29 protein-coding genes and 2 tRNA genes are annotated in these 23,620 nt (G+C 47.0%); 8 read left to right on the top strand and 23 right to left on the bottom strand.

The window, feature by feature from the left end; all coding sequences use genetic code 11:
- Positions 1 to 88 precede the first annotated feature (88 nt).
- The 8 genes from rpsB to H0Z19_RS04930 form a co-directional block, all read right to left on the bottom strand.
- Positions 89 to 682, bottom strand: a complete 594-nt coding sequence (rpsB, locus tag H0Z19_RS04965; protein WP_290724404.1) for a 30S ribosomal protein S2 — start codon at positions 680 to 682, stop codon at positions 89 to 91.
- The gene (gene eno / locus H0Z19_RS04960; protein WP_290724403.1) at positions 679 to 1,878 is read right to left on the bottom strand and encodes a phosphopyruvate hydratase; all 1,200 of its coding nucleotides are present in this window, start codon (positions 1,876 to 1,878) and stop codon (positions 679 to 681) included. Before eno ends, rpsB begins: the two co-directional genes overlap by 4 nt.
- 9 nt (positions 1,879 to 1,887) lie before the next feature.
- Entirely contained in the window at positions 1,888 to 2,115 is a 228-nt protein-coding gene (locus tag H0Z19_RS04955) for a DNA-directed RNA polymerase subunit K (RefSeq protein WP_290724402.1), read from the bottom strand.
- Between the two features lie 16 nt (positions 2,116 to 2,131).
- Positions 2,132 to 2,205: transfer RNA gene (locus H0Z19_RS04950), tRNA-Pro, on the bottom strand.
- The gene (locus H0Z19_RS04945) at positions 2,191 to 2,421 is read right to left on the bottom strand and encodes a DNA-directed RNA polymerase subunit N (RefSeq protein ID WP_290724401.1); all 231 of its coding nucleotides are present in this window, start codon (positions 2,419 to 2,421) and stop codon (positions 2,191 to 2,193) included. Before H0Z19_RS04945 ends, H0Z19_RS04950 begins: the two co-directional genes overlap by 15 nt.
- Before the next feature lie 6 nt (positions 2,422 to 2,427).
- On the bottom strand, positions 2,428 to 2,826 hold the full coding sequence (locus H0Z19_RS04940) for a 30S ribosomal protein S9 (RefSeq protein WP_048064334.1): 399 nt from the start codon (positions 2,824 to 2,826) through the stop codon (positions 2,428 to 2,430).
- Between the two features lies 1 nt (position 2,827).
- Positions 2,828 to 3,298 carry a 50S ribosomal protein L13 gene (gene rplM, locus H0Z19_RS04935; protein ID WP_290724399.1) on the bottom strand — a complete coding sequence of 157 codons (471 nt, stop codon included), beginning with the start codon at positions 3,296 to 3,298 and terminating at the stop codon, positions 2,828 to 2,830.
- 10 nt (positions 3,299 to 3,308) lie between these two features.
- Complete coding sequence (locus tag H0Z19_RS04930) at positions 3,309 to 3,686, bottom strand: 50S ribosomal protein L18e (RefSeq protein WP_290724398.1); 378 nt, start codon at positions 3,684 to 3,686, stop codon at positions 3,309 to 3,311.
- Between the two features lie 126 nt (positions 3,687 to 3,812).
- Between H0Z19_RS04930 and H0Z19_RS04925 the strand changes: the two genes are divergently transcribed.
- Positions 3,813 to 4,259, top strand: a complete 447-nt coding sequence (locus H0Z19_RS04925; protein ID WP_290724397.1) for a TIGR00725 family protein — start codon at positions 3,813 to 3,815, stop codon at positions 4,257 to 4,259.
- On the opposite strand, the gene H0Z19_RS04920 is transcribed toward H0Z19_RS04925, so the two are convergent.
- On the bottom strand, positions 4,235 to 5,365 hold the full coding sequence (locus H0Z19_RS04920) for a radical SAM protein (RefSeq protein ID WP_290724396.1): 1,131 nt from the start codon (positions 5,363 to 5,365) through the stop codon (positions 4,235 to 4,237). The genes H0Z19_RS04925 and H0Z19_RS04920 overlap by 25 nt on opposite strands.
- Positions 5,366 to 5,440: 75 nt before the next feature.
- Here H0Z19_RS04920 and H0Z19_RS04915 point away from each other — a divergent pair.
- Together H0Z19_RS04915 and H0Z19_RS04910 are read left to right on the top strand one after the other, a co-directional pair.
- Positions 5,441 to 5,524 (top strand) — tRNA-Ser (locus H0Z19_RS04915).
- Between the two features lie 84 nt (positions 5,525 to 5,608).
- Positions 5,609 to 6,937 carry an FAD-dependent oxidoreductase gene (locus H0Z19_RS04910; RefSeq protein WP_365892392.1) on the top strand — a complete coding sequence of 443 codons (1,329 nt, stop codon included), beginning with the start codon at positions 5,609 to 5,611 and terminating at the stop codon, positions 6,935 to 6,937.
- On the opposite strand, the gene guaA is transcribed toward H0Z19_RS04910, so the two are convergent.
- Genes guaA through H0Z19_RS04895 form a run of 3 tightly spaced genes read right to left on the bottom strand, consistent with a single transcriptional unit; the run spans position 6,938 to position 9,626 of the window.
- Positions 6,938 to 7,849, bottom strand: coding sequence for a glutamine-hydrolyzing GMP synthase (gene guaA / locus H0Z19_RS04905; protein ID WP_290724394.1), 912 nt, complete (start codon positions 7,847 to 7,849; stop codon positions 6,938 to 6,940). It lies immediately after the preceding gene.
- The gene (pyrG, locus tag H0Z19_RS04900) at positions 7,849 to 9,447 is read right to left on the bottom strand and encodes a glutamine hydrolyzing CTP synthase (protein ID WP_290724393.1); all 1,599 of its coding nucleotides are present in this window, start codon (positions 9,445 to 9,447) and stop codon (positions 7,849 to 7,851) included. The genes guaA and pyrG overlap by 1 nt, the downstream gene beginning before the upstream one ends.
- On the bottom strand, positions 9,444 to 9,626 hold the full coding sequence (locus tag H0Z19_RS04895) for a methytransferase partner Trm112 (RefSeq protein ID WP_290724392.1): 183 nt from the start codon (positions 9,624 to 9,626) through the stop codon (positions 9,444 to 9,446). The genes pyrG and H0Z19_RS04895 overlap by 4 nt, the downstream gene beginning before the upstream one ends.
- 72 nt (positions 9,627 to 9,698) lie before the next feature.
- Here H0Z19_RS04895 and H0Z19_RS04890 point away from each other — a divergent pair, with 72 nt between their 5' ends.
- Positions 9,699 to 10,883: a sodium:calcium antiporter gene (locus H0Z19_RS04890; protein ID WP_290724391.1), complete on the top strand. Its 1,185-nt coding sequence runs from the start codon at positions 9,699 to 9,701 to the stop codon at positions 10,881 to 10,883.
- Here the strand turns inward: H0Z19_RS04890 and H0Z19_RS04885 are convergent.
- Together H0Z19_RS04885 and H0Z19_RS04880 are read right to left on the bottom strand one after the other, a co-directional pair.
- Positions 10,873 to 11,208, bottom strand: coding sequence for a hypothetical protein (locus H0Z19_RS04885; protein ID WP_290724390.1), 336 nt, complete (start codon positions 11,206 to 11,208; stop codon positions 10,873 to 10,875). The two genes, H0Z19_RS04890 and H0Z19_RS04885, sit on opposite strands and share 11 nt — an antisense overlap.
- Entirely contained in the window at positions 11,198 to 11,476 is a 279-nt protein-coding gene (locus H0Z19_RS04880; RefSeq protein ID WP_290724389.1) for a hypothetical protein, read from the bottom strand. Before H0Z19_RS04880 ends, H0Z19_RS04885 begins: the two co-directional genes overlap by 11 nt.
- Positions 11,477 to 11,661: 185 nt before the next feature.
- Between H0Z19_RS04880 and H0Z19_RS04875 the strand changes: the two genes are divergently transcribed.
- A complete protein-coding gene (locus tag H0Z19_RS04875; RefSeq protein ID WP_290724388.1) occupies positions 11,662 to 12,729 on the top strand; it encodes an NADH:flavin oxidoreductase in 1,068 nt (355 codons plus the stop codon).
- A 110-nt stretch (positions 12,730 to 12,839) separates the two neighbouring features.
- Here the strand turns inward: H0Z19_RS04875 and H0Z19_RS04870 are convergent, their stop codons facing one another.
- The 3 genes from H0Z19_RS04870 to H0Z19_RS04860 form a co-directional block, all read right to left on the bottom strand.
- Positions 12,840 to 14,069 (bottom strand): ORC1-type DNA replication protein, encoded by a 1,230-nt coding sequence (locus H0Z19_RS04870; RefSeq protein ID WP_290724387.1) that lies wholly within the window; start codon positions 14,067 to 14,069, stop codon positions 12,840 to 12,842.
- Positions 14,070 to 14,190: 121 nt separating this feature from the next.
- Positions 14,191 to 15,777, bottom strand: a complete 1,587-nt coding sequence (locus H0Z19_RS04865; protein ID WP_290724386.1) for a radical SAM protein — start codon at positions 15,775 to 15,777, stop codon at positions 14,191 to 14,193.
- Entirely contained in the window at positions 15,774 to 16,772 is a 999-nt protein-coding gene (locus H0Z19_RS04860; protein ID WP_290724385.1) for an NDP-sugar synthase, read from the bottom strand. Before H0Z19_RS04860 ends, H0Z19_RS04865 begins: the two co-directional genes overlap by 4 nt.
- Positions 16,773 to 16,823: 51 nt before the next feature.
- Here H0Z19_RS04860 and tsaA point away from each other — a divergent pair, with 51 nt between their 5' ends.
- Positions 16,824 to 17,243 (top strand): tRNA (N6-threonylcarbamoyladenosine(37)-N6)-methyltransferase TrmO, encoded by a 420-nt coding sequence (tsaA, locus tag H0Z19_RS04855; RefSeq protein WP_290724384.1) that lies wholly within the window; start codon positions 16,824 to 16,826, stop codon positions 17,241 to 17,243.
- Here the strand turns inward: tsaA and ade are convergent.
- Both ade and H0Z19_RS04845 read right to left on the bottom strand, forming a co-directional pair.
- Positions 17,215 to 18,885, bottom strand: a complete 1,671-nt coding sequence (gene ade, locus H0Z19_RS04850) for an adenine deaminase (RefSeq protein WP_290724383.1) — start codon at positions 18,883 to 18,885, stop codon at positions 17,215 to 17,217. The genes tsaA and ade overlap by 29 nt on opposite strands.
- Positions 18,866 to 19,450 carry a phosphoribosyltransferase gene (locus H0Z19_RS04845; protein ID WP_290724382.1) on the bottom strand — a complete coding sequence of 195 codons (585 nt, stop codon included), beginning with the start codon at positions 19,448 to 19,450 and terminating at the stop codon, positions 18,866 to 18,868. Before H0Z19_RS04845 ends, ade begins: the two co-directional genes overlap by 20 nt.
- A gap of 166 nt (positions 19,451 to 19,616) precedes the next feature.
- On the opposite strand from H0Z19_RS04845, the gene H0Z19_RS04840 reads away from it, so the two are divergent.
- On the top strand, positions 19,617 to 20,597 hold the full coding sequence (locus H0Z19_RS04840; RefSeq protein ID WP_290724381.1) for an RNA-guided pseudouridylation complex pseudouridine synthase subunit Cbf5: 981 nt from the start codon (positions 19,617 to 19,619) through the stop codon (positions 20,595 to 20,597).
- On the opposite strand, the gene H0Z19_RS04835 is transcribed toward H0Z19_RS04840, so the two are convergent.
- Both H0Z19_RS04835 and H0Z19_RS04830 read right to left on the bottom strand, forming a co-directional pair.
- Positions 20,580 to 21,950 carry a sodium:solute symporter family protein gene (locus H0Z19_RS04835; protein WP_290724380.1) on the bottom strand — a complete coding sequence of 457 codons (1,371 nt, stop codon included), beginning with the start codon at positions 21,948 to 21,950 and terminating at the stop codon, positions 20,580 to 20,582. The genes H0Z19_RS04840 and H0Z19_RS04835 overlap by 18 nt on opposite strands.
- Before the next feature lie 2 nt (positions 21,951 to 21,952).
- A complete protein-coding gene (locus tag H0Z19_RS04830; RefSeq protein WP_290724379.1) occupies positions 21,953 to 22,096 on the bottom strand; it encodes a hypothetical protein in 144 nt (47 codons plus the stop codon).
- Between the two features lie 267 nt (positions 22,097 to 22,363).
- On the opposite strand from H0Z19_RS04830, the gene H0Z19_RS04825 reads away from it, so the two are divergent.
- Positions 22,364 to 22,594, top strand: coding sequence for an AF1514 family protein (locus tag H0Z19_RS04825; RefSeq protein ID WP_290724406.1), 231 nt, complete (start codon positions 22,364 to 22,366; stop codon positions 22,592 to 22,594).
- 258 nt (positions 22,595 to 22,852) lie between these two features.
- Here H0Z19_RS04825 and H0Z19_RS04820 read toward each other — a convergent pair whose 3' ends face one another.
- Positions 22,853 to 23,173: a ferredoxin-thioredoxin reductase catalytic domain-containing protein gene (locus H0Z19_RS04820; RefSeq protein ID WP_290724378.1), complete on the bottom strand. Its 321-nt coding sequence runs from the start codon at positions 23,171 to 23,173 to the stop codon at positions 22,853 to 22,855.
- Positions 23,174 to 23,183: 10 nt separating this feature from the next.
- Positions 23,184 to 23,432, bottom strand: coding sequence for a glutaredoxin family protein (locus H0Z19_RS04815; protein ID WP_290724377.1), 249 nt, complete (start codon positions 23,430 to 23,432; stop codon positions 23,184 to 23,186).
- Between the last annotated feature and the right edge of the window lie 188 nt (positions 23,433 to 23,620).

Here is a 23,620-nt window from a genome sequence, read left to right as displayed (position 1 = left end):
TCAAGTTTCACATCGAGGTTTGTTAGAGTGGGAAATAATTTCGGGAAAAGACATAGGATGCGGCTTAGAGAAATAAATAAAACAAAAACTAAAGCTCGGCCTCAAAGTCCTCTATGCTGTATGTGAAGTCCTGCCCTCTGATCTTCGCTATTTCCCTGGCAAGAAGCCAGTAAACTATTGCCAAGGCCCTCCTTCCCTTGTTGTTTGTTGGGATTACTAGATCAACATCTGCCGAAGAGTTGTTGGAATCGCAGAGCGCGACTACAGGAATTCCGACAGCAGTTGCCTCACTAACAGCCTGCTTGTCTATTGCCGGATCATTGACAAAAACGACCTCAGGTTCCCTGTATTCTGAGAGCATAGGATTCGTCAGAGTGCCAGGGATAAACCTGCCTATGATGTACTCACTACCCACGACTTTTGAGAACATCTGAACCGGCTTGTGGGCGTACTGTCTTGCGGCCACCAGCAGAATCTTTGATGGTTCAAATCTTGAAAGGAACTTCGCCGCAACTCTGATTCTCTCATCGAGCTTTCTGATGTCGAGAACGTAAAGCCCGTCCTGCCTTACCTTGAAGATGAACTTCTTCATGTCCCCTGTCTTGATCTGAGTACCTATGTGCACTCCAGCAGCGAGATAGTCATCCGGTGGAACCAGATATTCGTATTCTTTCTCCATCATATCATCACCATTCTCGGTTTGTCCATTAATTCTTCAATCCTTATGAGCTCGTTGAGCTTGGATATTCTCTCCCCTCCAACAACACCTGTCTTTATTAACTTTGCGTTGAACGCAACAGCGAGATGAGCTAGGCTCTCATCCTCCGTTTCACCGCTTCTGTGGCTCACCACAATACTGTAACCGCTATCCTTCGCCACCTTCACCGCCTTAGCTGTCCCGCTGAGCGTCCCGTTCTGGTTTGGCTTGATAAGGACTGTATTTGCAGCCCCCATTTCGACTCCTTTCCTTACCAATTCTGGATTTGTAACGAAAAGGTCGTCTCCGCACACCATGCACCTAACCTGCTTTGTTAACTCTGCAAAGCCCTCAAAGTCCTTCTCGTGGAGTGGATCTTCGATGTAGAGCAATTCATACCTGTCTGCCAGCTCCGCCATGTAAGCAATCTGCTCCTCTGTTGTCAGCTTCTTATCGGAATAAACATACCTCTCTCCATCCCACAGTTCGGAGGCGGCAACGTCTATTCCCATCCTCACTATCACTCCAAGCTCATCCTCGACCTTCTGTATAGCTTCGCTCAGTATTTCAAAGGCCTGCTCATCGGTTATCTGCGCGGCCCAAGCGCCTTCATCACCCTTTGCGGCGAAAATACCCCTGCTCTTGAACTCCTTCTTTAGCTGCTTGTGAACAGCAGCATTGGCTCTCTGAGCCTCGAAGAATGTTTTCGCTCCGACAGGAATTACGAGGAACTCCTGAATGCTCGTGGAGCCTTCAGCATGCCTCCCGCCACCAATGACGTTTCCCAAAGGATAGGGTAATTCCTTTGCAAACGCCCCTCCAATGTACGCGTAAAGCGGGAGGCCAAGAATCTCGGCAGCAGCCTTGGCAACAGCAAGGCTTGCGGTTATGGCGAAATTGCCACCAATTCTTGAAAAATTCTCGGTCCCATCAACCTCCCTTAGGGCCTCATCAACGCTCTCCTGGTCAAAAACGCTCATTCCAATTATTGCCTTTGAAACCTCTTCTTCAATCTCCTCAAACTTATATGGATTCACTACAACGGCTTCAGCACTTCCTGTCGATGCTCCGCTCGGAGCCATTGCTTTAGCTACAACATCTCCCACAACAATTTCGCACTCAACAGTCTCATTTCCCCTGCTGTCAAAAACGATTCTGTAGTGAACATCCTCGATTATCAAGTTATCACCTCAGAAAAGGTCGTATCTATCAAGCCATATGAATTCATTTCTTTTCCTCCTCACGGTAATTGGAATAACGCCCCTGTTAAACTCCTCAAGGGCTATTTCGAGAGGCTCAATTTTTTCAGTTTCTATCAAAACTGGAGCACCCATTGCTATCTGCAATGCCCTGGCTCCTATAATCCTCGCCTTCTCAAATCTCGTATATTCAAACGGGAACTTTACTTTAATGCCCATCACCCCTCAAAGCGGATGGGGCCGCCGAGATTTGAACTCGGGTCACGGCGTCCCGAACGCCGCAGGATCACCAGGCTACCCCACGGCCCCATGAAAGCGGGATAGCTCCTTAATTACAGACTTATGAGTTATGAACATTCTCCTGCAGCAGTATCTCTCGATTCCAAGCTCGTCCAGAGCTTCCTTCGGACTTTTGCCTTCGTGAAGCTTCTTCTTGTACTCGTCGTAGAGGTGGCCTATCACTGCCCCGCATGAAAAACAGCGAATTGGGAAATCGCTGGAATTCTCATTTTTTGGAATGTCCATCTGTTTTCACCTGTAGGACGTCTGTCTCCTCGCTCTTGCTCCTCTTCCACCCTGAATCTTCGGAAGCTTTCTCCTTACATCGTTAACCAGAAGAGTTCTATCGTACTCCAAGAATGCTTTTCTAAGCTCCTCATCACCGCTGAACTCAAGAAGAGCTCTCGCTATTGCAGTTCTCGCTGCCTCAGCCTGTGCCATGAACCCTCCTCCCCAGGTCTTGACTTCAATATCAACCTTCTCTGCAAGCTCCTTTGCTATGATTAGAGGTTCCATTATCTTCATTCTCGCCAGTTCAGGCTGGTGAATCTCCACCGGGACGCTGTTTATCCTCACTCTCCCCTTGCCCGGCTTTATAACAGCCCTTGCAGTGGCCGTTTTTCTCTTACCGCTCGTTACAACAATCTTCATTTTAGACACCCCTGAATCCGAGATATCTGCTTACCTCTGCAAGAGTGACGTATTTGTCTGTTTTTGAAACTTTCTCCAGCAGGGCGTCATCAATTCTCTCGAACTCCCTGCCCTGAAGCTCCTCGGGAACACCCATGAAAACTCTTAGCCGCCTGTAGGCGTCTCTCCCCCTCGAACTCTTCCACGGGAGCATCCCTCTGACAGTTCTCTTGAATATTCTCTCCGGATGCCTCGGGAAGTACGGCCCCTTCTCCTTGCTTCCCCTATCGTACTTTTCCTTGTACCTTTCAAAGACCATGTACTTGTCTCCTGTAATTACAGCCTTCTCAGCGTTCACAACAACAATTCTCTCCCCCTTAAGCAACCTCTTTGCAATCTTGCTGGAAAGCCTTCCAAGAATATGGCCAGAAGCATCAATAACTGTGAAGTCATCACCAAGAGTTTTTATAACCCTGCTAACGTTAACGGCCATTCCAACCACCTCAGACCATCAGCCTTACGCCGCTGCCCTTTGGATTTTCCCTCAAAAGCTCCTCTATTTTCATACAAGCCCCTCCTGCTTCTTTGATTTTGCTCGCTGCCTTTTCCGAAAAGTTGAGCGCTGCAACCTTTACAGGCTTCGTGATGCTCCCCGTGCCCAGTACCTTTCCTGGCACAACGACATACTCGTTCGGCTTCGCGTACTTTTCAATCTTCGATACGTTTACCTCTGCATGCAGTCTCCTAGGTTTTGCCAGCCTCTCTGCTACCTCTTTCCATATCGGTGCTTCATTCCTCGCAGACTCGCTTAGCAGTACATCGATGAGAGTAACGAGGTTTGGATTAGACTTCCTCTTCTGCAACTTCCTTATCTTGCTCATGTCAACTACACCTCAGCGTAGTTCTGACCGTTACACCACGGAATTTAAATCTTTGCCGCATGTTAATTTTTAATGTTCTCCCTTCGTAGGACTAAAAACGGTTTCGATGCATGAGGGGGTGGAAAAATGCAGATAGGTGTTATAGGTGCTGGTGAGTGCGACGAGGAAATTTATAGAATTGCGTACAGAGTAGGAGAGCTTGTAGCGGAGAAGGGGCATGTTCTTGTAAACGGTGGTCTGGGTGGGGTAATGGAAGCCAGTGCGAGAGGAGCAAAAAGCAAAGGTGGTCTGGTTGTAGCGATTCTGCCAAGAAAAAAGGATTTGTGCAACGAATTTGCCGACATAAGGATTGCAACGGATATGGGGCATGCGAGAAACATTATTATTGTTCACTCCAGCGACGCCCTGATTTCCGTTGGTGGTGGATACGGCACGATTTCTGAGATTGCTATAGCGCTGAAAGAAGGGAAAAAGGTAGCCTCCATTGAACCTCCAGTCGTGGTTAAAGGAATGAAAGTTGTCGAAACTCCTGAGGAGGCTGTAGACTACTATATCTCTTCCTCAGTTAGATAGCAGCTTGGATCTGTTCCCCAGAGATCACCATACCTGTATGCCCTCACTCTAAATCCACCGCATATTTCCTTATACCTGCACCTCCCGCATTTTCCTCGCAAATATTTTGTTTTCTCCCTCAGCTTTTTCAATAGTTCGTCTTCTCCCATCCATATTTGCTCAAAGGGCTTATTCAAGACGTTTCCAATGGTGTAATCCCACCAGAACTGGTTTGGATGAACGTTGCCCTGATGGTCAATACAAGCTAACCTTATCCCGCTGCTGTCACCTCCTCTGAACTTCAGAAACTCGATTGCCATCTCAGCCTTTTCTGGATCAATTTCTTTTAGCCTGAGATACGTGTAGATTCCGTCAGCGGGATTGTCAACTGTCATAATCTCCAACCCTTCTTTTTCAGCTTCCCTGAGAAGGTTATCTATGAGTGCCCGCCTTTCCTCATTTGTGATGTCGTCCTTAAAATCCGCCCTTCCAGACGGGACGAGATGGTAAAGGCAGAACCTCGGTATCTCATGCTCCCTCGCCAGCTCTATGAGTGGTAGAACATCGTCGTAGTTGTATTTGCTCACCGTGAATCTGATTCCTGACAGTACGACTTCGGATGCTCTGAGCAGTCCGTTAAATGCCCTCTCATAAGCTCCCTCAACACCTCTAAACCTGTCGTTTGTCGAAGCTAAACCATCAAGGCTGACTCCAACATACTCAAAAACTTTGAGGTTTTCCGCCACGTCTTTGTCGATTAGAGTTCCGTTAGTTGAGAGAACCGACTTTATCCCCTTTTTCTTGGCATACTCGGCAATTTCAAAAATATCCTTTCTTAAGAGGGGTTCTCCGCCGCTGAAAAGGATCAACGGGACCTTAAACTCGGCGAGAGAATCCACAATCTGGAAACACTGCTCTGTTGTTAGCTCGTTAATGTCGAAATTGGCAGAAGCGTAGCAGTGAATGCACCGCAGATTGCACCTGTTCGTAACATTCCAAACGACGATTGGGCGAAGAGAGGAGGCAAATTCCTTCAGTTTTTTTGGGATAAAGCTGGAATCTCCTCCGTAGGTTATATGCCTTGAAACCGTCGCCTCTCCTGCAATCAGCTTGCTCAGACTGATCATCCTTTTGCATGAAACCAAACTTCAGAAATATTTTTCGAAGGAAAGTTTAAAATCAGACTTACCAACAAGAGCTAAGCCGGGGTTGCAGAGCCAGGCCACTGCGGGAGACTCGAGATCTCCTGGGCGTTGCCCGCGTGGGTTCGAATCCCACCCCCGGCGCTGCTGAACATTTGCGCTGCGGTTTTTGTAATTCTGCCCGTATAAACATCATGAGTTGGAAAACCTTTAAAAAATTCCAAATCTATTGAGCTTGTGAAAGTCGCAATTATCGGCGGTGGAGCGGCAGGAATGAGTGCAGCTTCGAGAGTTAAAGCTTTGCAGCCTGATTGGGATGTTAAGGTATTTGAGAAGTCAAGGTGGGTTAGTCACGCTCCCTGTGGGATCCCCTTCTTCGTTGGAGGGGCTGTGGAGAAATTTGATGATCTTTGCGCTTACGATATCGACTACTTCAGGCGTGAGAGAGGGATTGGCGTTCATACCGGCGCGAGAGTGATAGAGGTTGATGATGGAATTCTGAGGGTGAATGAAGGTGGAAAGGAAACGACTTACGAGTGGGATAAGCTGCTATTTGCCACTGGCTCCAAGGCGGTAAGGCTTGGTGTTGAGGGGGAAGATCTCGACGGTGTAATTTACGTTGATGACATCGAAAATGCCGAGAGAGTGAAAATGGAAGCGGCGAAAGTTGATAACGTTGTTGTTGTTGGCTCAGGCTACATTGGGGTTGAAATGGCAGACGCCATCACCAGACTTGGAAAAAACGTAACTGTTATTGAGGTTATGGAGCGTCCCCTGCCGGAATATGATGCAGAAATTGCTGCAATAATCAAATCGGAGATGGAAAAGTACGTAAATCTCAGATTGAGTGAAAGAGTGACGGCTTTTGAGGGGAAAGACAGAGTTGAGAAGGTCATCACGAACAAGGGTGAATACCCCTGCGAGCTTGCAATTATCGCAGTAGGAGTTGTCCCTAACACCGATCTTGCTAAAGGCCTAGTTGAACTTGGGGTTAAAGGAGCCATTAAGACGAACAGCAGGATGGAGACGAGCAGAGAAAACGTTTACGCGGCAGGAGATTGTGCTGAGTCGGTCAACGTCGTTACGGGAAAGGAGGACTGGATTCCTCTTGCCGCTCCGGCAAACAAAATGGGGTACGTTGCGGGAGTCAACATGGCTGGATTTGAAATGCATTATCCCGGCTCGCTGAAAAGTCAGCTGACTGGTTTTAGGAACATAGAAATAGGAAAAGCAGGTTTGAGTGAGAATGAGGCGATAAGGCAGGGATACGAGATCGTTTCAGCATTCATAACTTCAAGAACGTCTGCTCGCTATCTTCCGGGTGGGTTGATCCATCTGAAAGTCGTCGCTGACAGAAACGGGAAGCTTCTTGGCTTGCAGGCTGTTGGCAAGGATGTGGCGATGAGAGTTTATGCAGCATCTGCCCTTCTGCATAAAAATGGAAATGTGAGAGACCTGTTCTTCACGGATTTCCCCTACTATCCGCCCGTATCGAGAGTATGGGATCCTCTCGTCGTCGCTGCGAGGAACATATTCAGGAAGCTCGGAATGCCCTAGCTACTCGTACTCGATAGTTGCTGGAGGCTTCGGAGTAACGTCGTAGACAACTCTTGAGACTCTATCTATTTCACCCGTAATCCTCAGTGCTATCCTTCTCAGCTTTTCATACTCTATTTTTATTGGATCCGCAGTCATCCCGTCTCTTGACTCCACAGCCCTAATCGAGATTATGTACCCCCATACTCTCACATCTCCCTTTACACCGGTCGCCTTGCCAATAAGTGCGGCAAAGCACTGCCACTTCTCGTAGTCGGCAAGTTCCTCCTCTACAATTTTGTTCGCCTTCCTGACTATCTCAACCTTCTCTGGAGTTACCTCTCCGACGATTCTCACAGCCAAACCTGGGCCGGGGAAAGGCATCCTTTCTGAAATCTCCTCCGGTAAGCCGAGATATCTCGCTACCTCCCTCACCTCGTCCTTGTAAAGCTCTCTGAGCGGTTCAATGACGTCCTTGAACTTGTATTTGGTAGGAAATCCACCGACGTTGTGGTGACTCTTAATCCCTCCCTGGCTCTCGATGATATCTGGATAGATTGTTCCCTGGATCAGATACTCTGCGTTGTGCTCTTCCGCAACCCTCTCGAATATCCTGACAAAAAGCTCTCCTATCACCTTTCTCTTTTCTTCGGGGTCTGTGACACCCTTGAGAGCCTTGAAAAATTCATCCTTCGCGTCTATGAAAACAAGCCCCATGTTCCCGAAAATTTCCTTGATTCTCTCCGGCTCACCTTCCCTCATTAAGCCTGTGTCCACAAAAACAGGAATGAGTCGGTCTCCTATGGCTTTGTAGGCCAAAACTGTACAGACGGAGCTATCTACACCACCTGAGAGTGCTATAATGGCTTTTCCGTCTTTTACTTTCTCCCTGATCTCCTTAATTGCGTTTTCGACAAACTTCTGCACGTCCATCAAATCTCCTCCTCCCTTCTGTATTTCAGCGCGGCTTTCACAAACCCGACGAACGGCGGGGAAGGTTTGTAGGGTCTTGATTTAAACTCCGGGTGGAATTGAGTTGCGAAGAAAAAGGTGTGGTCTGGAAGCTCTGCAATTTCCATTCTTCTGCCCCCATCTGAGTAGGCACTGAAAACAAGTCCTTTGCTCTCTATTTTCTCAATGTATTCTGGGTTGACTTCGAACCTGTGTCTGTGCCTCTCGATGACCTTCTCACTTCCATAAAGGCTGTATGCGATTGTTCCGGGCTTTATTGTTACCTCGATGTCTCCGAGCCTCATTGTCCCGCCTTTCTCATCAATACCTCTCTGTTCTGGCAGTAGGTCAATGACCGGATGGGGTGTGTTCTCATCAAGCTCGGTGCTGTTGGCACCGCTGAGACCAACAACATTCCTTGCAAACTCTATCACCGCAAGCTGGAATCCGAAGCAGATTCCGAGGAAAGGTATGTCGTTCTCTCTGGCGTATTTGATTGCTCTAATCTTCCCCTCAGCCCCTCTTGAACCGAAACCTCCCGGAACTAATATCCCATCCACATCAAGTGTGAAGTCACCGACCTCTTCCAGATCCTCGCTGTCAACCCAGACAATGTTAACCTTGCATCCCGCTTCTATTCCCCCGTGCTTTAAAGCCTCCTTGATGCTTAGATACGCATCCCTGACGTCAACATACTTCCCTACAATGGCTATTGAAACCTCCTCGTATAGCGTTTTCATCCTCTTTACCATGTCTTCCCACTCTTTCCTGCTATCTCTTGGCTCCAACTTCAGCTTTTTCATCAAGTACTCGTCGAGCTTCTCCCTCTTGAAAATCAAAGGCACCTCGTAAATGTCTTCAGCGTCTTCATTGCTTATAACCGCCTCCTCAAGCACATCACAGAAGAGAGCTATTTTCTTCTTCGTTGAAGGTTTTAGCTTTTCCGAGCACCTGCCGACTATCACGTCTGGATGCAGACCCAGCTCCCTCAGTTCCTTTACGCTGTGCTGTGTGGGCTTTGTTTTCTGCTCACCTCCAGCATCTAACGGAACTAGAGTCACGTGAACGAGGGCAAAGTCCTCATCCCTTTCTTCATTGTGCATCTGCCTTATAGCCTCAAGAAACGGCATCCCCTCTATGTCTCCAACCGTTCCTCCAATTTCGATGAGGCATATCTCCGCATTGCTCTCCCTTGCAACCCTTCTTACCCAGTTTTTAATCTCGTCCGTGACATGGGGGATAATTTGCACGGTCTGGCCGAGATAATCTCCTCTCCTCTCCTTTTCAATTACCTTCCTGTATATCTTGCCGGTTGTGATATTGTGGTCTCCCGTGACCTCCTCTCCAATAAACCTCTCGTAGTGGCCGAGATCGAGGTCAACCTCGGTTCCGTCTTTAAGAACGTAAACCTCTCCATGCTGGAATGGATTCATCGTTCCGGCGTCGATGTTGATGTAAGGATCGATCTTTATGGGCACAACCTTGTAACCCATGTCCACAAAGAGCCTACCAATTGATGCTGCTGTAATTCCTTTGCCAAGTCCGCTCATCACTCCTCCGGTAACAACGATGTACTTCATTTTCTCAACTCCGGTGGACGCAAGTCAGGAATGCCATCTTCAATGGGAAACTCTTCCTTACAACTGCTGCAAACGAGCTTTCCGGATATAATCTCCTCATCGTTTTCTTCAGTAACCTCTAACTCCAGATCAGACTTGCAAAGGGGACAGGCGAGAATTTCAAGGAGTCTCCTTTTCATGAATGCTGTTGGAGGTATGAGTAAATAACCGTTTCCGCCTTAACTTTAAATACCCTCCAAAAGCCTACCACCATGGATTTCAGGAAAGAGAAGTCTCAGCTACTTCTTATCGCATCATTATCTTTGCCTTGGCTAATTTCTCTCACTCTTGATTATCCCCATCTACCCATTATCCAGACCTTCCTTTCAGGTATGGCTGTTATCTCTGCAAGCTTTCTCATTTCATGGGCTGCTGAGACGGCTGAAATGGACGTTCCGAGGTCTTTCAGCCTGGCAATTGTTGCACTTCTTGCGGTGCTGCCAGAATATGCTGTGGATGGATACTTTGCGTGGAAGGCGGGAAGCGTTGGTGGGGATTATGTGCACTACGCAACCGCCAACATGACGGGTGCAAACAGGTTGTTGATCGGCATCGGATGGTCCCTCATAGCTTTTCTTGCATTCAAGGCCATGAAGACCAAGGAAGTAAAGCTTGATGAGGGAATCAGGCTTGAAATCTTATTCCTTTTGCTTGCAACGCTCTACGCGTTCACTATACCTCTTAAGGGAAGCATTTCACCTTTTGATGCAATCGTTTTTGTTTCTCTCTACGCAGCCTACGTTTTCCTTGCAACAAAGGCCGAGAGAGAAGAAGTGGAAATGGGAGGTGTACCAGCATATCTCTGCAGCCTGAAAACCGGACAAAGGAGATTATCTGTTGTATTACTTTTCCTCTTCGCCGGATCAGTCATCCTGTTGAGCGTTGAAGCCTTCTCAGAGGGTCTGCTTGAAACTGCCAGAATTTTTGGAGTTGATGAGTTCTTGGCAGTGCAGTGGATCGCCCCTCTCGCCAGCGAGTCTCCTGAGTTAATTGTTGCAGTCTACTTTGTAAAAAGAATGAGAGTTACCGCATCGATGAACGCCTTAATATCATCAAAAGTCAACCAGTGGACTCTGCTTATCGGGACAATCGCAGTAATCTACAGCATCTCCGCCTTCAAGCTGCAGAGCCTACCATTGGATGCAAGGCAGAGTGAAGAGGTTTTGCTAACCGCTGCTCAATCCATTTTTGCAGTTGCAATTCTACTCGACCTCAAAATAAGCTGGAAGGAAGCTTTCGCCCTGCTTACACTTTTCGTGGTTCAGCTAATGTTTCCCGGTGTTGAGGTTAGGTATGCTATATCGGGAGTATACATCATTCTTGCACTCCCAATCTTTGTTAAGAACAGGCACGAAGTTGCTAAGAGTTTCAGGGCTGTAAAGAGTCTTATTTTTTAAGAATTCTCACGACTTCTTCAATTGGCATAGACTCAATTTTTTCTGCCAGCTCAAAAGCTTCCTCAAGATCGTCTTTTTTGACGTATCCGAGTTCTCTAAGTATTCTTCTTGCCTGTGCCTTGGCGAGAGAGATATCTCCCCTAACTTTCACAAAAATCATTACTGGCTCGCTTAAAAGCGCACCAGAATAGTCATCAGTCTGGAAAACGAGCTCTTTTACCTCAAGTTCCTCAACAAGCTCTCTAATCGCCTCCAAATAAGAAACAGCAACATTGGAATTTCCTTTTATCTTCTCTCCTTCAACATAGGCGTATTCAGCTTCCATTCAGGACCTCCTCAAGCTTTTTAAGGCACCACCTAACTCTTTCTTCCTCAACAATCGCCAGAATACACCCTCTTCCGTCCCTCCTGAAAACCACGTACTCACCATCAATCGAAAGGTAACCCTGAAATTTCTCGGCTGGAACGAGAAAGTCAACAAGTTCTTTCAACTTAGCTGCAAATTCCATGTCCATACCAACTGCTGATATCTCACCTGAGCTGGTTGCCAGTCTTTCAATATTCACTTTCTTTGAAATCTCTTCGGCTCTCACCACTCTACCAGCAGAGTTAAAGTAATAAACCTTTTTCGTTATAGAGGTAGAATAGCTTGTTTTTTCATTTTAAAAAATTGTTTTTAAAAAGTTAGCTGTCTGTCAGCCAGTTAGTTCCTGCCATCTCGGAATTAACACAGACAATAAAACGGAAATTTTTTCAATTAATATTCAACAAATGTATCATGCTTTTCACACCAGCAGAAACCGAAAATCTGAAAATGAAGAACCGACTCGTGAGGTCGGCAACAGCTGAGTCCATGGCCACCAAGGAAGGATTTGTGACTGATGAGCTGATAGAGCTTTACAAGAAGCTAGCGGAAGGTGGAGCTGGCACGATTATTACCGGCTACATGTTCGTAAGCGAAGATGGAAGGGCTTCATACAAGATGACGGGCATCAGTGAGGATAGGCATATTGATGGACTGAGAAGGCTCGTTGAAGAGGTGAAGAATGTTGCGAATGACGTCGTTTTTGTTGCACAGCTTGCTCACGCAGGAAGACAAACAATACTCGGCAACGCAATCGCCCCTTCAGCTGTAAGGGACCCCTACACGGGCGTTGAGCCAAGAGAGATGACTAAGGAGGATATCGAGAGAGTAATCGAGGCATTTGTCAATGCTGCTTTGAGGGCTGAGAAAGCTGGCTTTGATGCCATTCAGCTTCATGCAGCCCACGGTTACCTGTTGAGCGAGTTCATATCTCCACACACCAACAGAAGAAAGGATGAGTATGGTAAGGAGAGGGCAAAAATTCTGCTCGACATTTTTGAAAGAATTAGAGAGAAAAGCAGAATTCCTGTGATGATCAAGATGAACGCCTGCGACTTCGTTCCGGGAGGGCTTGAGGTTGATGAGGCTGTGAGGATAGCAAAGCTGCTCGATGACGCAGGATTTGAGGCAATTGAGGTTAGCGGCGGGATGTACGAGTCAATCTACCACAATCGCTATAATGTTGTAAGTCAGAAGGTGGCGAAGAGCGGAGAGGCTTACTTCAAGGACTATGCCTTCAAAATAAAGGATGCCGTAAGCATCCCCGTTATGTGTGTCGGCGGGATAAAGAGCAGAAAGACTGCTGAAATACTCCTTAAAAAGGTTGAATTCGTTTCGATGTCCAGACCGCTGATCAGAGACCCCTACCTTCCGAGGAAGATGATGGAAGGAGAGGTAGATGCTTCAGACTGCAAATCCTGCAACCTCTGCCTTACAGCAATCTTCGAGGGCAAACCTCTCGGATGTTATGCAAAGAACTAAAATTGAAAACTGTAGCCCGCCAAGTGGAATTCCCCTCACTGTTCAGGGAACGCATGGCTGGCGGGCACGCCGGGGTAAAAAGTGGTTGGTTAAAGAAAATAAAAAGCTTTCTAAAACTGGAAAAGGTTGAGGTTTGCAAACTTCTTCAACTCCCCTTCAAACTTACGCAGATTTTGAAGTCTATAGTCCTCTTCCAGAGCTTTTCTCAGAGTTTTTCTATCGGCTTCAAGCTTCATCTCTCTCGTTCTTCCATATCTACCCTTTGATATCACAACAGAGTTAAGCACACCCAGCATGTCCAGTTCAGAAATCAGGTCGCTTATCCTCCTCTGAGTGAGGGGGTTAATCCCTACCTTATTGCAGAGCTTTTTGTAAACGCAATATACTTCTCCTGTTGTGAACTTCGGTGTGTTCTCCGAGATTAGAGACATGCTGTACAGCAGAATCTTGCTGTGCACGGGAAGGGTTCTGACAGTCTCAATCATGTAGTCTGTCTCAATCTTCCTCACTGCCTTTTTAACATGCTCAACTCTCACCATGCTGTCCCTCTCCCTCTCAGCAATCTCAGCACTCACCCTCAGCAAATCAAGCGCTTTTCTCGCGTCTCCATGCTCTTGAGCAGCTATTGCAGCACAGAGCTGAATCACACCTTCTTCAAGCACTCCATCTTCAAAGGCCAGCTTTGCTCTCTGCTGAAGGATATCCTCAAGCTGCTCGGCATTGTATGGAGGGAAAACAATTTCTTCCTCACTGAGCGAGCTCAAAACCCTCGCGTCTAAGTATTCCTTAAACTTCAGATTGTTTGATATCCCTATGAGACATATGCTCGACTTCTCAAGCTCCGAGTTTATCCTTGTCAGACCATACAGAGCCTCCTCCGCTTTCTTCACGAGCTTGTCGATCTCGTCGAGAATAACGAGTACTCTCGCACCTCTCCTTTCAAGAACCTTCTTCACCTCATCATAGACCTGATCCGTAGGCCAGCCTGTCATTGGGACGTTGCTTCCAAACTTCCTTGCAAGGCTGGCTAGAACTCTGTAGGCTGTATCTACAATCTCGCAGTTTATGTAGTGCACAGCAACGTTGAGCCTGGCCTTCTTGCTCGCTTCCTCAAGCTGTCTGCCCACGAAAAGCACAGTAGCCGTTTTTCCCGTTCCGGTTTTTCCATAAATGAAAATGTTTGAAGGTGTACCACCTCTAAGCATCGGGGAGAGCAGTAACGCAAGCTGATTGATCTGCTCCTCCCTGTGTGGAAGCTTTTCTGGAGTGTAACTATGCCTTAAAACGTCTCTATTTTTAAATATTGTCGCTGAACTCAAAATATTTTCAAAGATATTCATTCAACCACCAGATTTGCCTTATTCCTCTCCGTATAAAGCTTTTACCATTCTCAATTTTTTTTATTTACAATTGAATCATATTCACTGCTGAGAGTTTAATGAAATCAGTCGTTAATTATCCTCAACCAACTTTGAGGTAAAGCAGGGCTTCCCTTCCAGCTATTGTTTCAAGTTCAGCATCACTTCCTATGGGTCTCCGAATATAAACTTCACGACCAACTTTTCCCAGCAGAAGCTCAAGCTGCTCCAAGGTGGCTTTGTTCACGTCAAGGTCTGCTTCAACAGCTGTGATGCTCCTATGGCCGTAGTCAACAACTCTGGCGTCAACATAGAGGTTTCTGGGATACATTCCAACCAGTCCTACAAGAATTGGGTAGGTGGCAAGCTGCCTTGCGTAGCTTATTTTCCCTTCAACCTCCACCCTCAGATCAGTTATTTTCCTTCCCTTCGGTAGCATTTTTTCGAGCATTGGAGTGTCTACATTCTCTCTGACTCTGTTTTTGAAGCTAAGAAACTCCTTTCTGTGCTTCTTCAGCCTTCTGTCACCCTCTTTCTCCATAGGAGTTCCCGGGAAAATCTTAACCTGCCTTATGTTGATCCTCCTCAGCAGAAGGTTTCTTTTCATGACCTCCTCAAGGAACTCATAGTTTATCTCGAAAGTTTCTTTTGTCTCGCCTTTCAGCCCTATCACGAAGTTTATTCCCGGCAGGAAGTACGGAAGGCCGTTGTAGGAGGGGTGTCTGCCGTACTTGTTGATAAGCTCAATGGCGAACATGACCTCCTCTGGAGTAGCTGCGAGGCTGTTTTTCCTCACAACTCTCTCATCAGCACTCTCAAGCCCCATCGCTGCAACATTTCCTGGAGTCTGATACATCACAATCGTCTTGATGATTTCAGCAGATTCTTCCGGATGCTCGGCTATCGTTTTCGGATTCACGTTGTCAAGATGGAGGGTTTTTATTTTCGGGCATAGATCCCATATGGCCCTGTGAAACTTCTTCATTTCTTCGGGATTCGGTTTTGGTACGCCTTCCTCAAACTCGCCCAAAAAGCTGAAAAAGTCCGTCTGTCTGCCGAGACGGAAGTACCTCACTCCACAATCGTAAAGAGCCTTTATCTCCTTCAGAACGTCTTCTGGACTGCGGAACCACAGCTTGTGGACTCTTTCGATGCAGAAGCTGCATCTGCCCCAGTAGCATCCCCTGTAGGTCTCGATCTCGCAGATGATGTGCGGAAAATCGGGATGCTGCCTTACCACCTCTGCTCCACGAACAGCAAAAGCATTCAGGTCGAATTTCTTCCCTTCAAGCTTTTCAAATAGCCTTTTTTCGAATGGGAAATCTAAGACTTCAACTTCAACGTCTTCGAGCATTCTTCGGTCTTTATCTGAAAGTTCCAGGGTTATGGGTCCGACGAGTATGTTTCTCCTCGCAACATTCATCGAAAAAAGCTCCTTCTTGCTTAAAGGCTTCCCCCCAAGATATTTGCCGGGAACGGCTATACCCGCAATGATTACGGCCAAATCAAAGCTTTTGAGCTTCTCAATCACCTCTGGATGTTCTCTCAGGTAGTCGATGGTGAAGTACTTTGGCTCAAAACCGGCAGATTTCAGCATTCCGTATATGTATCTCGGATAAGGAGCGACGTAAGGGGGAACTCCGAGGCAGGAGGGTTCGTCAACGTATCCGTCGATTATCGCAGCTTTCATCCCCTCTGGATTTTTGCGTGACCGCCTATTATAGACCCGCTCAGCTCAATGTTTCTTATTTCACAATCGTCGTCGATTATGCTCCTCCAGAGCCTAACCCTCTTCAAAACGGTCTTTGAGAAAACCACACTCTCGCTAACATCCGAGGAATCGATCTCGCAACCCTCACCGATGTACGCGTAAGGCCCCACTATTGACCTGCCCTTTATCACAACATCCTTCTCTATCACAACTGGCTCTATTATCTTGGCCGCCTTCGCGATTTCAACCGACTCGTGGACAGAACTGTCTGTGTAGAACTTGAAAGCCTCGATATAGGAATCGGGATTTCCAACATCGTACCAGTTTCCGTTGTTGAAAATACATCCGTATACATCCATTTTCTGGCAGAGGAAGCTGAGAAAGTCTCCGAGATTATCGCTCTTTTCATTTCCACCGACATATTCAACAAGTATCTCGGCAATCTCTTTCGGAAAGGCGTATATGGCTATCCCAACGAGCGTGGAAGGTGGTTTTTCAGGTTTCTCGTAGAACTTCCTTACGATTTCTTCCTCAAGCTCCGCCACACCATACCTTTTAGCCAGCTCGTAATCTCCGACATCGTAGAGGGCCGTGACGGGTGCTTTTTTCTCCCTGAAAAGCTCTACAAGCGGATTGAGGTCGAAGGAGAAAATGTTGTCTCCAGCAACGACCAGGAAATCGTCATCAATATTCTCAACAACCTGAGCGAGTGCCTTAACAGCCCCCAGCTTTTCCTCCTCCCTCATGGTGTCCTCAACAACCACTTCAACGTCCTTTCCCTCAGCCCACTTCCTGAAATCTTCCTCAAACCTCTTGTTTGTGGACAGCAGAATGGGCGAATTGAACTTCAGCACCTTCTCGTAAACGTGGTCGACTATTCTCTTGGTTCCAACTGGAAGTAGGGGCTTAGCCTTGGTCTTGGTTATCGGCCAGAGCCTCGTTGCGTAACCACCTGCCATTATTATGATTTTCATCTCTCTGTGTTTGCTCAAAAAAGAATAAAAAACTTTTGAGAGAGCCGAAATATGGACCTCAAACCTATTGGAGTTGTTAAGTCGCCCTTCAAAACCCAGAGTGATGCTCCGAGGCAGGGAAGGTTCTCGGATGCCGTGTCCGAAATAGTAATCTTCGATGAGTATGCGGATGGACTGTACAAAATCGAGAATTTCCGGTATCTAATCGTCCTCTACTGGATGGACAGAGCAAGCAGAGAAAAGCTGAGAGTAATACCGCCGGGCGAGAGTGAGGAAAGGGGAGTTTTCACCACCCGCTCTCCGAGCAGGCCAAACCCGATAGGATTCTGCGTTGTAGAGGTTCTTGAAGTTGAGAGAAACAGGCTGAAGGTCAGATGGCTGGATGCTCTCGATAACTCACCTGTAATCGACATAAAGATGTACTCTCCTGAGATTGACTGCGTTAATCGGTATGCAGGTCAACAACTTTGAAGGCTTCAACGTCCACCAGTCCGAGGTCTGTTAGCTTCAATTTTGGAATTACCGGGAGTGCGATGAATGAGAGTGTTATTATCGGAGATTTTAGCCTGCATCCCAGCTTTCTGATTTCATCCTCAACTTTCGTTAGCTTCTCAATTACAGCTTCGGCCTTCTCGTCGGTCATTATCCCGGCAACTGGCAGGGCCAACTCCGCTTTTATTTCAGAATCTGCAACAACTATCCCTCCCTGCAGTTCTATAACTCTGTTCACAGCCTCGCATATGCTGATGTCGTCAGCACCCACGCTCACGATGTTGTGGGCGTCATGGGCTATGCTCTGGGCTATTGCACCCCTCTTCAATCCAAAGCCCCTGACGTAGGCCTTTCCAATCCTCCCACTTCCCCTGTGCCTCTCAACCACAACTGCCTTCAGAATGTCGCGCTCTACATCAACACCCTGAACGTTCTCCACACTCTCGCCAGTCACTATCTCCCCGTCATAGACCTCGATAACTCTCACTTTCCCCCCTTCAATTTTAAGGCTCTCAGGAGTTATTTTTCTGGCATTGACCATCCTCTTCGCCCACTCAGGATGAGAATAGCTCCTGAATTCCGGTCTTTTTCCTCCCACAAAGACCTTCTTGACCTCAAATTTCCTCAGGTCTTTGAGTAGCACAATATCAGCCAGTCGGGAGGGAGAGATCAGACCTGCGTTGATTCCGAAGTACTCTGCCGGATTCATTGTGAGCATTTGCAGGGCTTTAATCTCGTCCACACCCTCCTCAATCGCTCTTCTGAAAACATGGTCGAGATAACCTTCCTCCACAATGTCCTTCACACTCCTGTCGCCGTCAGTTACAAGCATTGTGTGTCTGTTTCCTGCCACATTCTTCAGGGCTGAGAGATTTCTCGCTGCAGAGCCTTCCCTTATCATCACCCACATGCCAAGTCTGAGCTTCTCCTTTGCCTCGTCTATTGCAGTTGTTTCGTGGTCTGAAGAGATGCCAGCAGCAATGTAAGCGTTTAACCTCTTCCCCCTCACACCCGGGGCATGTCCATCCACAAGCTTTGCCAGAACGATTTTCTGAAGTACTTCTTCTTCAGCATCAATTACACCCGGAAAATTCATCATCTCAGCAAGTCCAAGAACCTCATCCTCCTGCAGGAGCTCCCTGATTTCCTCGACACCTATTTTCGCCCCTGAAGTTTCGAGGGGAGAAGAGGGGACGCATGATGGCACCATGCAGTAGAACCTTAGCGGGCTTTGCCTCGCTTCATGAATCATCAGCCTTACTCCCTCTTTCCCAAGAACATTGGCAATCTCATGGGGGTCGGCGACAACTGCTGTCGTTCCGCGGGGCACAACAAGCCTCGCAAACTCTGTAATTGTGAGCATCGACATCTCAACGTGAGTGTGGGCATCAATCAAACCCGGCACGGCAATTAAGCCTGAGGCCTCAAGCTCCTCAATACCGGAGTAACTCCCAACCCCGGCTACAAATCCCTCGGCTATGGCAATATCTCCGCTAAAAATCTCTTCATTGATTAAATCAACAATTTGAGCGTTTTTAATAACAAACTCAGCCCTTCTGTCGCCTCTCGCGACCTCGATAATCTTTCTCAGCTTGTTGATATCAGCAGTCGGTGAGGACATCCCTCACGAGTTCCTCATCAACTTCCAGATCAAACTCCTCCTTGAGAGCTTTGACAGCTTCATCAACGGTTTTGGCATTTACCTTGTCAATCAGCTCTCTTAACTCCTCCTTAACGCTCCAAGGATAGACTATCCACCTCCAAGCCTCCATCTTGGCAGCGTAGTAGTCGGGAACGAACTTCGACGTGCTTTTGTAGTCCACAACCGCCACTCTAATCTCAGCAGGATTGTACTGGCTCACGTGGTCTACAACTACCTTGATCGTCTCTCCCGTATCGGCAACGTCGTCAACGATGAGAACTTTCTTGCCGCTTACATCAACATTCAGCGGCTGAGTAATTTTGGCCTCCTCTCTTCTCTGTGCTACATCCCAGTGCTCTGTTTTAACACTGTAAAGCTCCCTGATATCTAAATAATCACAAACAATCCTAGCAGGAACCCAGCCACCTCTTGCAATGGCCACGACAGCATCGGGTTTGTAACCGCTTTCCCTAACCTTCAAGGCAAGCTCTTTGCATAGCTCTCGAATTTCATCCCAAGTGTAGAGGACGCACTTGAACTTCACGTTGGCTTTACAAAAATAGCATTTAAAATGTTTTCGATTACTGGTTTCGCTGGTGCGGTTATATGTGGTGAGCTTTGAAAGGATAAGTAAGAACACTAAAACCGTTTTATTCCCCAAAAATCCGGTCGACTAAAAGGTTAAAAAGTTGCGGGAAACTAAGGGAAATGTGAAGCTGGAAAACTACTACATCAAGGATGACGCGAGCACCGATGAGAATTACGGCTGCTACCCCACAAAGAGGCCGATAGAGGAGTACATCAGGAAGGGGCTAGTATGCATTGACAAGCCAATGGGGCCGAGCAGTCATGAAGTTGTCGTCTGGGTCAGGAAAATTCTAAACGTCAGCAAAACCGGGCATGCCGGCACTCTCGACCCGAGGGTTACAGGTGTTCTCCCAATTTTCATCGAAAACGCCACCAAAATGGTCAAGTTCCTTCAGGAGTCGAGCAAGGAATACGTTTGTCTCATGAGACTACATGGAGATGCAAAAAGAGAAGACGTCGAGAGAGTGATGAAAAAATTTGTCGGGAGAATTTACCAGCGTCCCCCTCTAAAATCGGCCGTAAAAAAGGTGCTGAGGATAAGAGAGATTTACGAAATCGAGCTTCTGGAAATGGAGGGAAGAGATATCCTTTTCAGAGTCGTTACCGAGTCAGGAACATACATCAGAAAGCTCTGCAGGGACATCGGAGAGATTCTCGGAACTGGAGCACACATGCAGGAGCTGAGGAGGACGAGGACTGGCAGGTTTGGAGAAGATATGTGCTACACTCTGCAGGATTTGCTTGACGCTTACATTTTCTGGAAGGAAGAGGGGGAAGAGAAGTACCTCAGAGAGATAATAAAGCCCATGGAGGTCGCTGCTGCTGATTTACCAAAAATCGTAATCAAGGATTCAGCAGTCGATGCGATATGCCACGGAGCGAATCTGTCTGTGAGGGGAGTGGCATACGTTGAGAAAAACGTTAGAAAGGACAGCACCGTCGCAATCTTCACGCTGAAAAACGAGCTGGTGGCGATTGGCAGGGCTCTGATGGATGCTGAGGACATTTACAGGCTAAAGAAGGGTGTGGCTGCTGACATTCAGAGAGTCTTGATGGAGAGGGGCGTTTATCCGAGAGTCTGGAAGTCATCTGTCAAGTCTTGAAGCTGCAAAGAACACTACGAACGAAACGATGAATGTCCAGACTGATGCAGGGATTCCAAGCGGTGAGAGTTTTGCAAAGCTCAGCACTACTGCGGTTGTAAAACCTGCGAGGAGCGTTGAAATTCCCGCAACTTTTGCCCCTCCTTTGAAGTGGAAAACTCCGAGAATCAGCGGAAGCTGGGCGAGGAGAATCGTTGAGCTAAGAACGCTAAGCTCCACTATGTAATTCGGCCTTGAGTACGCGAACAAGGTCAGGGCGAGTGTAAGGAAGACAATTATAACTCTCCCTGTCCCAACTCTCTCGCTCCCGAACAGGTCTCTTGAAAGCATCGAGGAGAGCGTCAAAACAATGGAGTTGGCTGTTGTTATTGCTGCTGCAAAGATGCTGAGAGAAATTGCCGCTCCAAGCAAAGGAGGCATTAAGCCGAGTAAGGTTGGCGTTACCGCATCCCTGTCCTCAACCCTCGGGAAAGCCCCCATCTCGGTCATTGTTCTCAGTTCAAGGCCGATGAGCGTGACTATTACCGTATAAACCAACCCGAAGAAGCCGAAGAGTATAACCATCCTTCTCAGCGATGCTCTGTCCTTGGGGATGTACAGGCGCTGAAAAACCTGCGGATTCGTCAGAGCGAAGAAGAACCACGGGAGCGTGAGAGAGACGAACCTTACAGGTGTCCAGACACTGTTTGGCACGACAAGCAGCTCTCCAAGTCTTGTGACTTCTGCAAAGAAGTTTTTGTCGCCGAAACCGTTGCTATTAACCCAGTAAATTGCCGCGAGTGCCATCACCAGCATGAAAACTCCCTGAATTGCATCCGTCCATGCCACACCCCTCAACCCACCCAGAAACGCCCAGAGAGCGATAAGTATGGCAGAAGCCGCAATGCCGTAAGAAAAGCTCATTGCGGAGGTTTTGTCCAGAATCAGCCCCACTCCTATCAGCTGAACGGAGAGGTAAGGGATTAGGGCAATAGTTGCCACCACAGACATCACAACCGCAACCTCTCTGCCGTATCTTTCGGCAATCATGTCTCCTGGAGTGATGTAGCCCCTCTCCTTCGCCATCTCCCACACTTTTGGGGCATAGTATGAGAGGAGGAAAAGTGTGCCCACAAGGTAGAAAAGCTCGAATCCAAGAGCGCCTACACCGCTCGCATAGCTAAGCCCAACGAGGCCGACCATCATGAAGGCTGAGTAAGTAGTTGCGGCATAGGTGAGGGCTGAAACAACTCCGCTGACTTTTCTCCCTGCAATGTAGTACTCTTCCTGCGTCTTCAAGCCCTTCATCGCCATCAGGGCAATCACAGTTCCGAGCACTACGTATCCAGCGAATGCGTAGAGAAAGACGTTCATTATCACCACCTCTTAATCGTGATATATATCAGATATGCAGCCGCTACAGCCGTCCAGTACAGATAAGTTGTCATATCATGGCTTTTTATCGCCACAAACGGAACCAGCATCGCAGCAATAATTATTACTCCTTCCAGCAGCTTCATCGAACATATGTTCGGCGTATTGTTTTTATCATTTTCGGGTGTTGGCATGAATCAAAAGAAACTCTCATGAAAAATTTCTTTCTGCTCTATCTTGAATGTTGCGATGACTGCATTGAATCTGTACATGCGATGAGGTGTTGAGAATGCAGCAACCATAAATGCACGCTGCTGATTTTTTATGTGTTTTAATTTTTGATTTGCAGTAAATAATGGGAAAGGCTTTAATATTTCATAAGTTAAAATCGTGAATATGGAAGAGATAATAAAATAAATCTTAAAAAAGATGTCAGCCTTGAGGAGGCTGAAAAATACGCCAAAAACATTGTTTCAAAAAGAGGAGAATACGTCCTTCTCTCAATGTGCGATTTGAAAACTGGATACAGGGCTCCTGCTGTTTACTGCTGTGGTGAAAAACCGTGGGAGGTTTACGCTGTGAGCAGGGGTGCCAATCTGAAGGTAAAGGTAAATGACTATGAGTTCTTTTTCAGATCGATTTGATTTATATTTTTGTGTATGGTTGTATTTAAAAAGAAAGGCAGGAAAACTCCAAGAACTCTTAACGAGAGCATAGAAAGCTGCAAGTAGCGGTATGGCTATCGCTGCCACCAAACCAGTAATCAAAGCAAGAAGCAGGTTTTCCGGTATTGGGATGTATTAGTCGAAAAATGCTGAAACTTCTGTCCCTTTATCGCCCTAAAAGCTCTTTATGCAACTATAAAGCCAGAATCTCCCCAACGAGTTTCGTGTAGTATTTTTTCAAATCTCCAGATAGTATCTCGCGTGCCTGTCCGGAAGGCTGTCAGCCGGCTCCTTCTCTCTGCTCAGATAAAGCCCGCAGTAGCACCTTCCGTATTTCTTGATGTCTTCTTCAGCATAAACGCACGGGCAGATTATTAGCCTGTCTATTTCCTTCTTTCCTGTTACAAGTCTGCATGGGCAGGTTGCGATCCCGTAATTTTTCTTGTTCTCAATCAGACCCCTTGCAAAATCCTTAACAAGCTCTGTGTCTGGATTTACTCTCCAGCCCCTCTTTTCAGCCACCCTTTCGAAAATCCGGAGGTATTCTTCCACGTCCATAATGCCACCATTAACTGCTGAGAAGCTCTCTGAGCTTCTCTTCGTTGTAGCCCAAAACGTGTTTATTTCCTTTGACGATGACTGGCACGGAATAACTCCCGGATATCTTGTGAACTTTCTCTATAACCTTCTTTCTCTCCTCCCCTTCCAGCTTATCAATCCATATAACCTCAAAATCTGCTCCTGATTTCTTAAGAAATTCTAAGGTTCTCTTGCAGTGGGGGCAGGTTGACAGCCCGTACATCAGAATTTCTGGCATGATGTTCCCTCATTTAGCAACTTTAAAAATTTTCCATTCGAAAATTTAATTATGTTTTGTAACAAAAAAGACTATGATATAAGTCGTTATTATTCCTTTCCTTTTTCACAACACTCTGCCTTCAGCCACACGAGGAGCACATCTACCCACACGAAAATGAACGACTTCAGCCACATGCTCCAAGAACC

Source organism: Archaeoglobus sp., from assembly GCF_017656475.1.
Classification (GTDB): Archaea; Halobacteriota; Archaeoglobi; order Archaeoglobales; family Archaeoglobaceae; genus Archaeoglobus.
Note: the sequence above shows the minus strand (reverse complement) of the source record. Positions and strands in the feature narration are given on the sequence as shown.

Coding starts and splice junctions, on each gene's coding strand:
- H0Z19_RS04835 (WP_290724380.1), bottom strand. CDS start 21,950: ATGAACGTCTTTCTCTACGCATTCGCTGGATACGTAGTGCTCGGAACT.
- H0Z19_RS04955 (WP_290724402.1), bottom strand. CDS start 2,115: ATGGGCATTAAAGTAAAGTTCCCGTTTGAATATACGAGATTTGAGAAG.
- H0Z19_RS04890 (WP_290724391.1), top strand. CDS start 9,699: ATGGATTTCAGGAAAGAGAAGTCTCAGCTACTTCTTATCGCATCATTA.
- H0Z19_RS04940 (WP_048064334.1), bottom strand. CDS start 2,826: ATGAAGATTGTTGTAACGAGCGGTAAGAGAAAAACGGCCACTGCAAGG.
- H0Z19_RS04860 (WP_290724385.1), bottom strand. CDS start 16,772: ATGAAAATCATAATAATGGCAGGTGGTTACGCAACGAGGCTCTGGCCG.
- H0Z19_RS04930 (WP_290724398.1), bottom strand. CDS start 3,686: ATGAGCAAGATAAGGAAGTTGCAGAAGAGGAAGTCTAATCCAAACCTC.
- H0Z19_RS04865 (WP_290724386.1), bottom strand. CDS start 15,777: ATGAAAGCTGCGATAATCGACGGATACGTTGACGAACCCTCCTGCCTC.
- rplM (WP_290724399.1), bottom strand. CDS start 3,298: ATGGCCGTTAACGTTAGCAGGGTTATAAAAACTCTTGGTGATGACTTC.
- H0Z19_RS04885 (WP_290724390.1), bottom strand. CDS start 11,208: ATGGAAGCTGAATACGCCTATGTTGAAGGAGAGAAGATAAAAGGAAAT.
- rpsB (WP_290724404.1), bottom strand. CDS start 682: ATGATGGAGAAAGAATACGAATATCTGGTTCCACCGGATGACTATCTC.
- H0Z19_RS04815 (WP_290724377.1), bottom strand. CDS start 23,432: ATGCCAGAAATTCTGATGTACGGGCTGTCAACCTGCCCCCACTGCAAG.
- H0Z19_RS04920 (WP_290724396.1), bottom strand. CDS start 5,365: ATGATCAGTCTGAGCAAGCTGATTGCAGGAGAGGCGACGGTTTCAAGG.
- H0Z19_RS04945 (WP_290724401.1), bottom strand. CDS start 2,421: ATGGACATTCCAAAAAATGAGAATTCCAGCGATTTCCCAATTCGCTGT.
- tsaA (WP_290724384.1), top strand. CDS start 16,824: ATGGACCTCAAACCTATTGGAGTTGTTAAGTCGCCCTTCAAAACCCAG.
- pyrG (WP_290724393.1), bottom strand. CDS start 9,447: ATGAAGTACATCGTTGTTACCGGAGGAGTGATGAGCGGACTTGGCAAA.
- H0Z19_RS04895 (WP_290724392.1), bottom strand. CDS start 9,626: ATGAAAAGGAGACTCCTTGAAATTCTCGCCTGTCCCCTTTGCAAGTCT.
- H0Z19_RS04925 (WP_290724397.1), top strand. CDS start 3,813: ATGCAGATAGGTGTTATAGGTGCTGGTGAGTGCGACGAGGAAATTTAT.
- ade (WP_290724383.1), bottom strand. CDS start 18,885: ATGTCCTCACCGACTGCTGATATCAACAAGCTGAGAAAGATTATCGAG.
- H0Z19_RS04820 (WP_290724378.1), bottom strand. CDS start 23,173: ATGGACGTGGAAGAATACCTCCGGATTTTCGAAAGGGTGGCTGAAAAG.
- H0Z19_RS04870 (WP_290724387.1), bottom strand. CDS start 14,069: ATGAATATCTTTGAAAATATTTTGAGTTCAGCGACAATATTTAAAAAT.
- H0Z19_RS04875 (WP_290724388.1), top strand. CDS start 11,662: ATGCTTTTCACACCAGCAGAAACCGAAAATCTGAAAATGAAGAACCGA.
- guaA (WP_290724394.1), bottom strand. CDS start 7,849: ATGGACGTGCAGAAGTTTGTCGAAAACGCAATTAAGGAGATCAGGGAG.
- H0Z19_RS04830 (WP_290724379.1), bottom strand. CDS start 22,096: ATGAAGCTGCTGGAAGGAGTAATAATTATTGCTGCGATGCTGGTTCCG.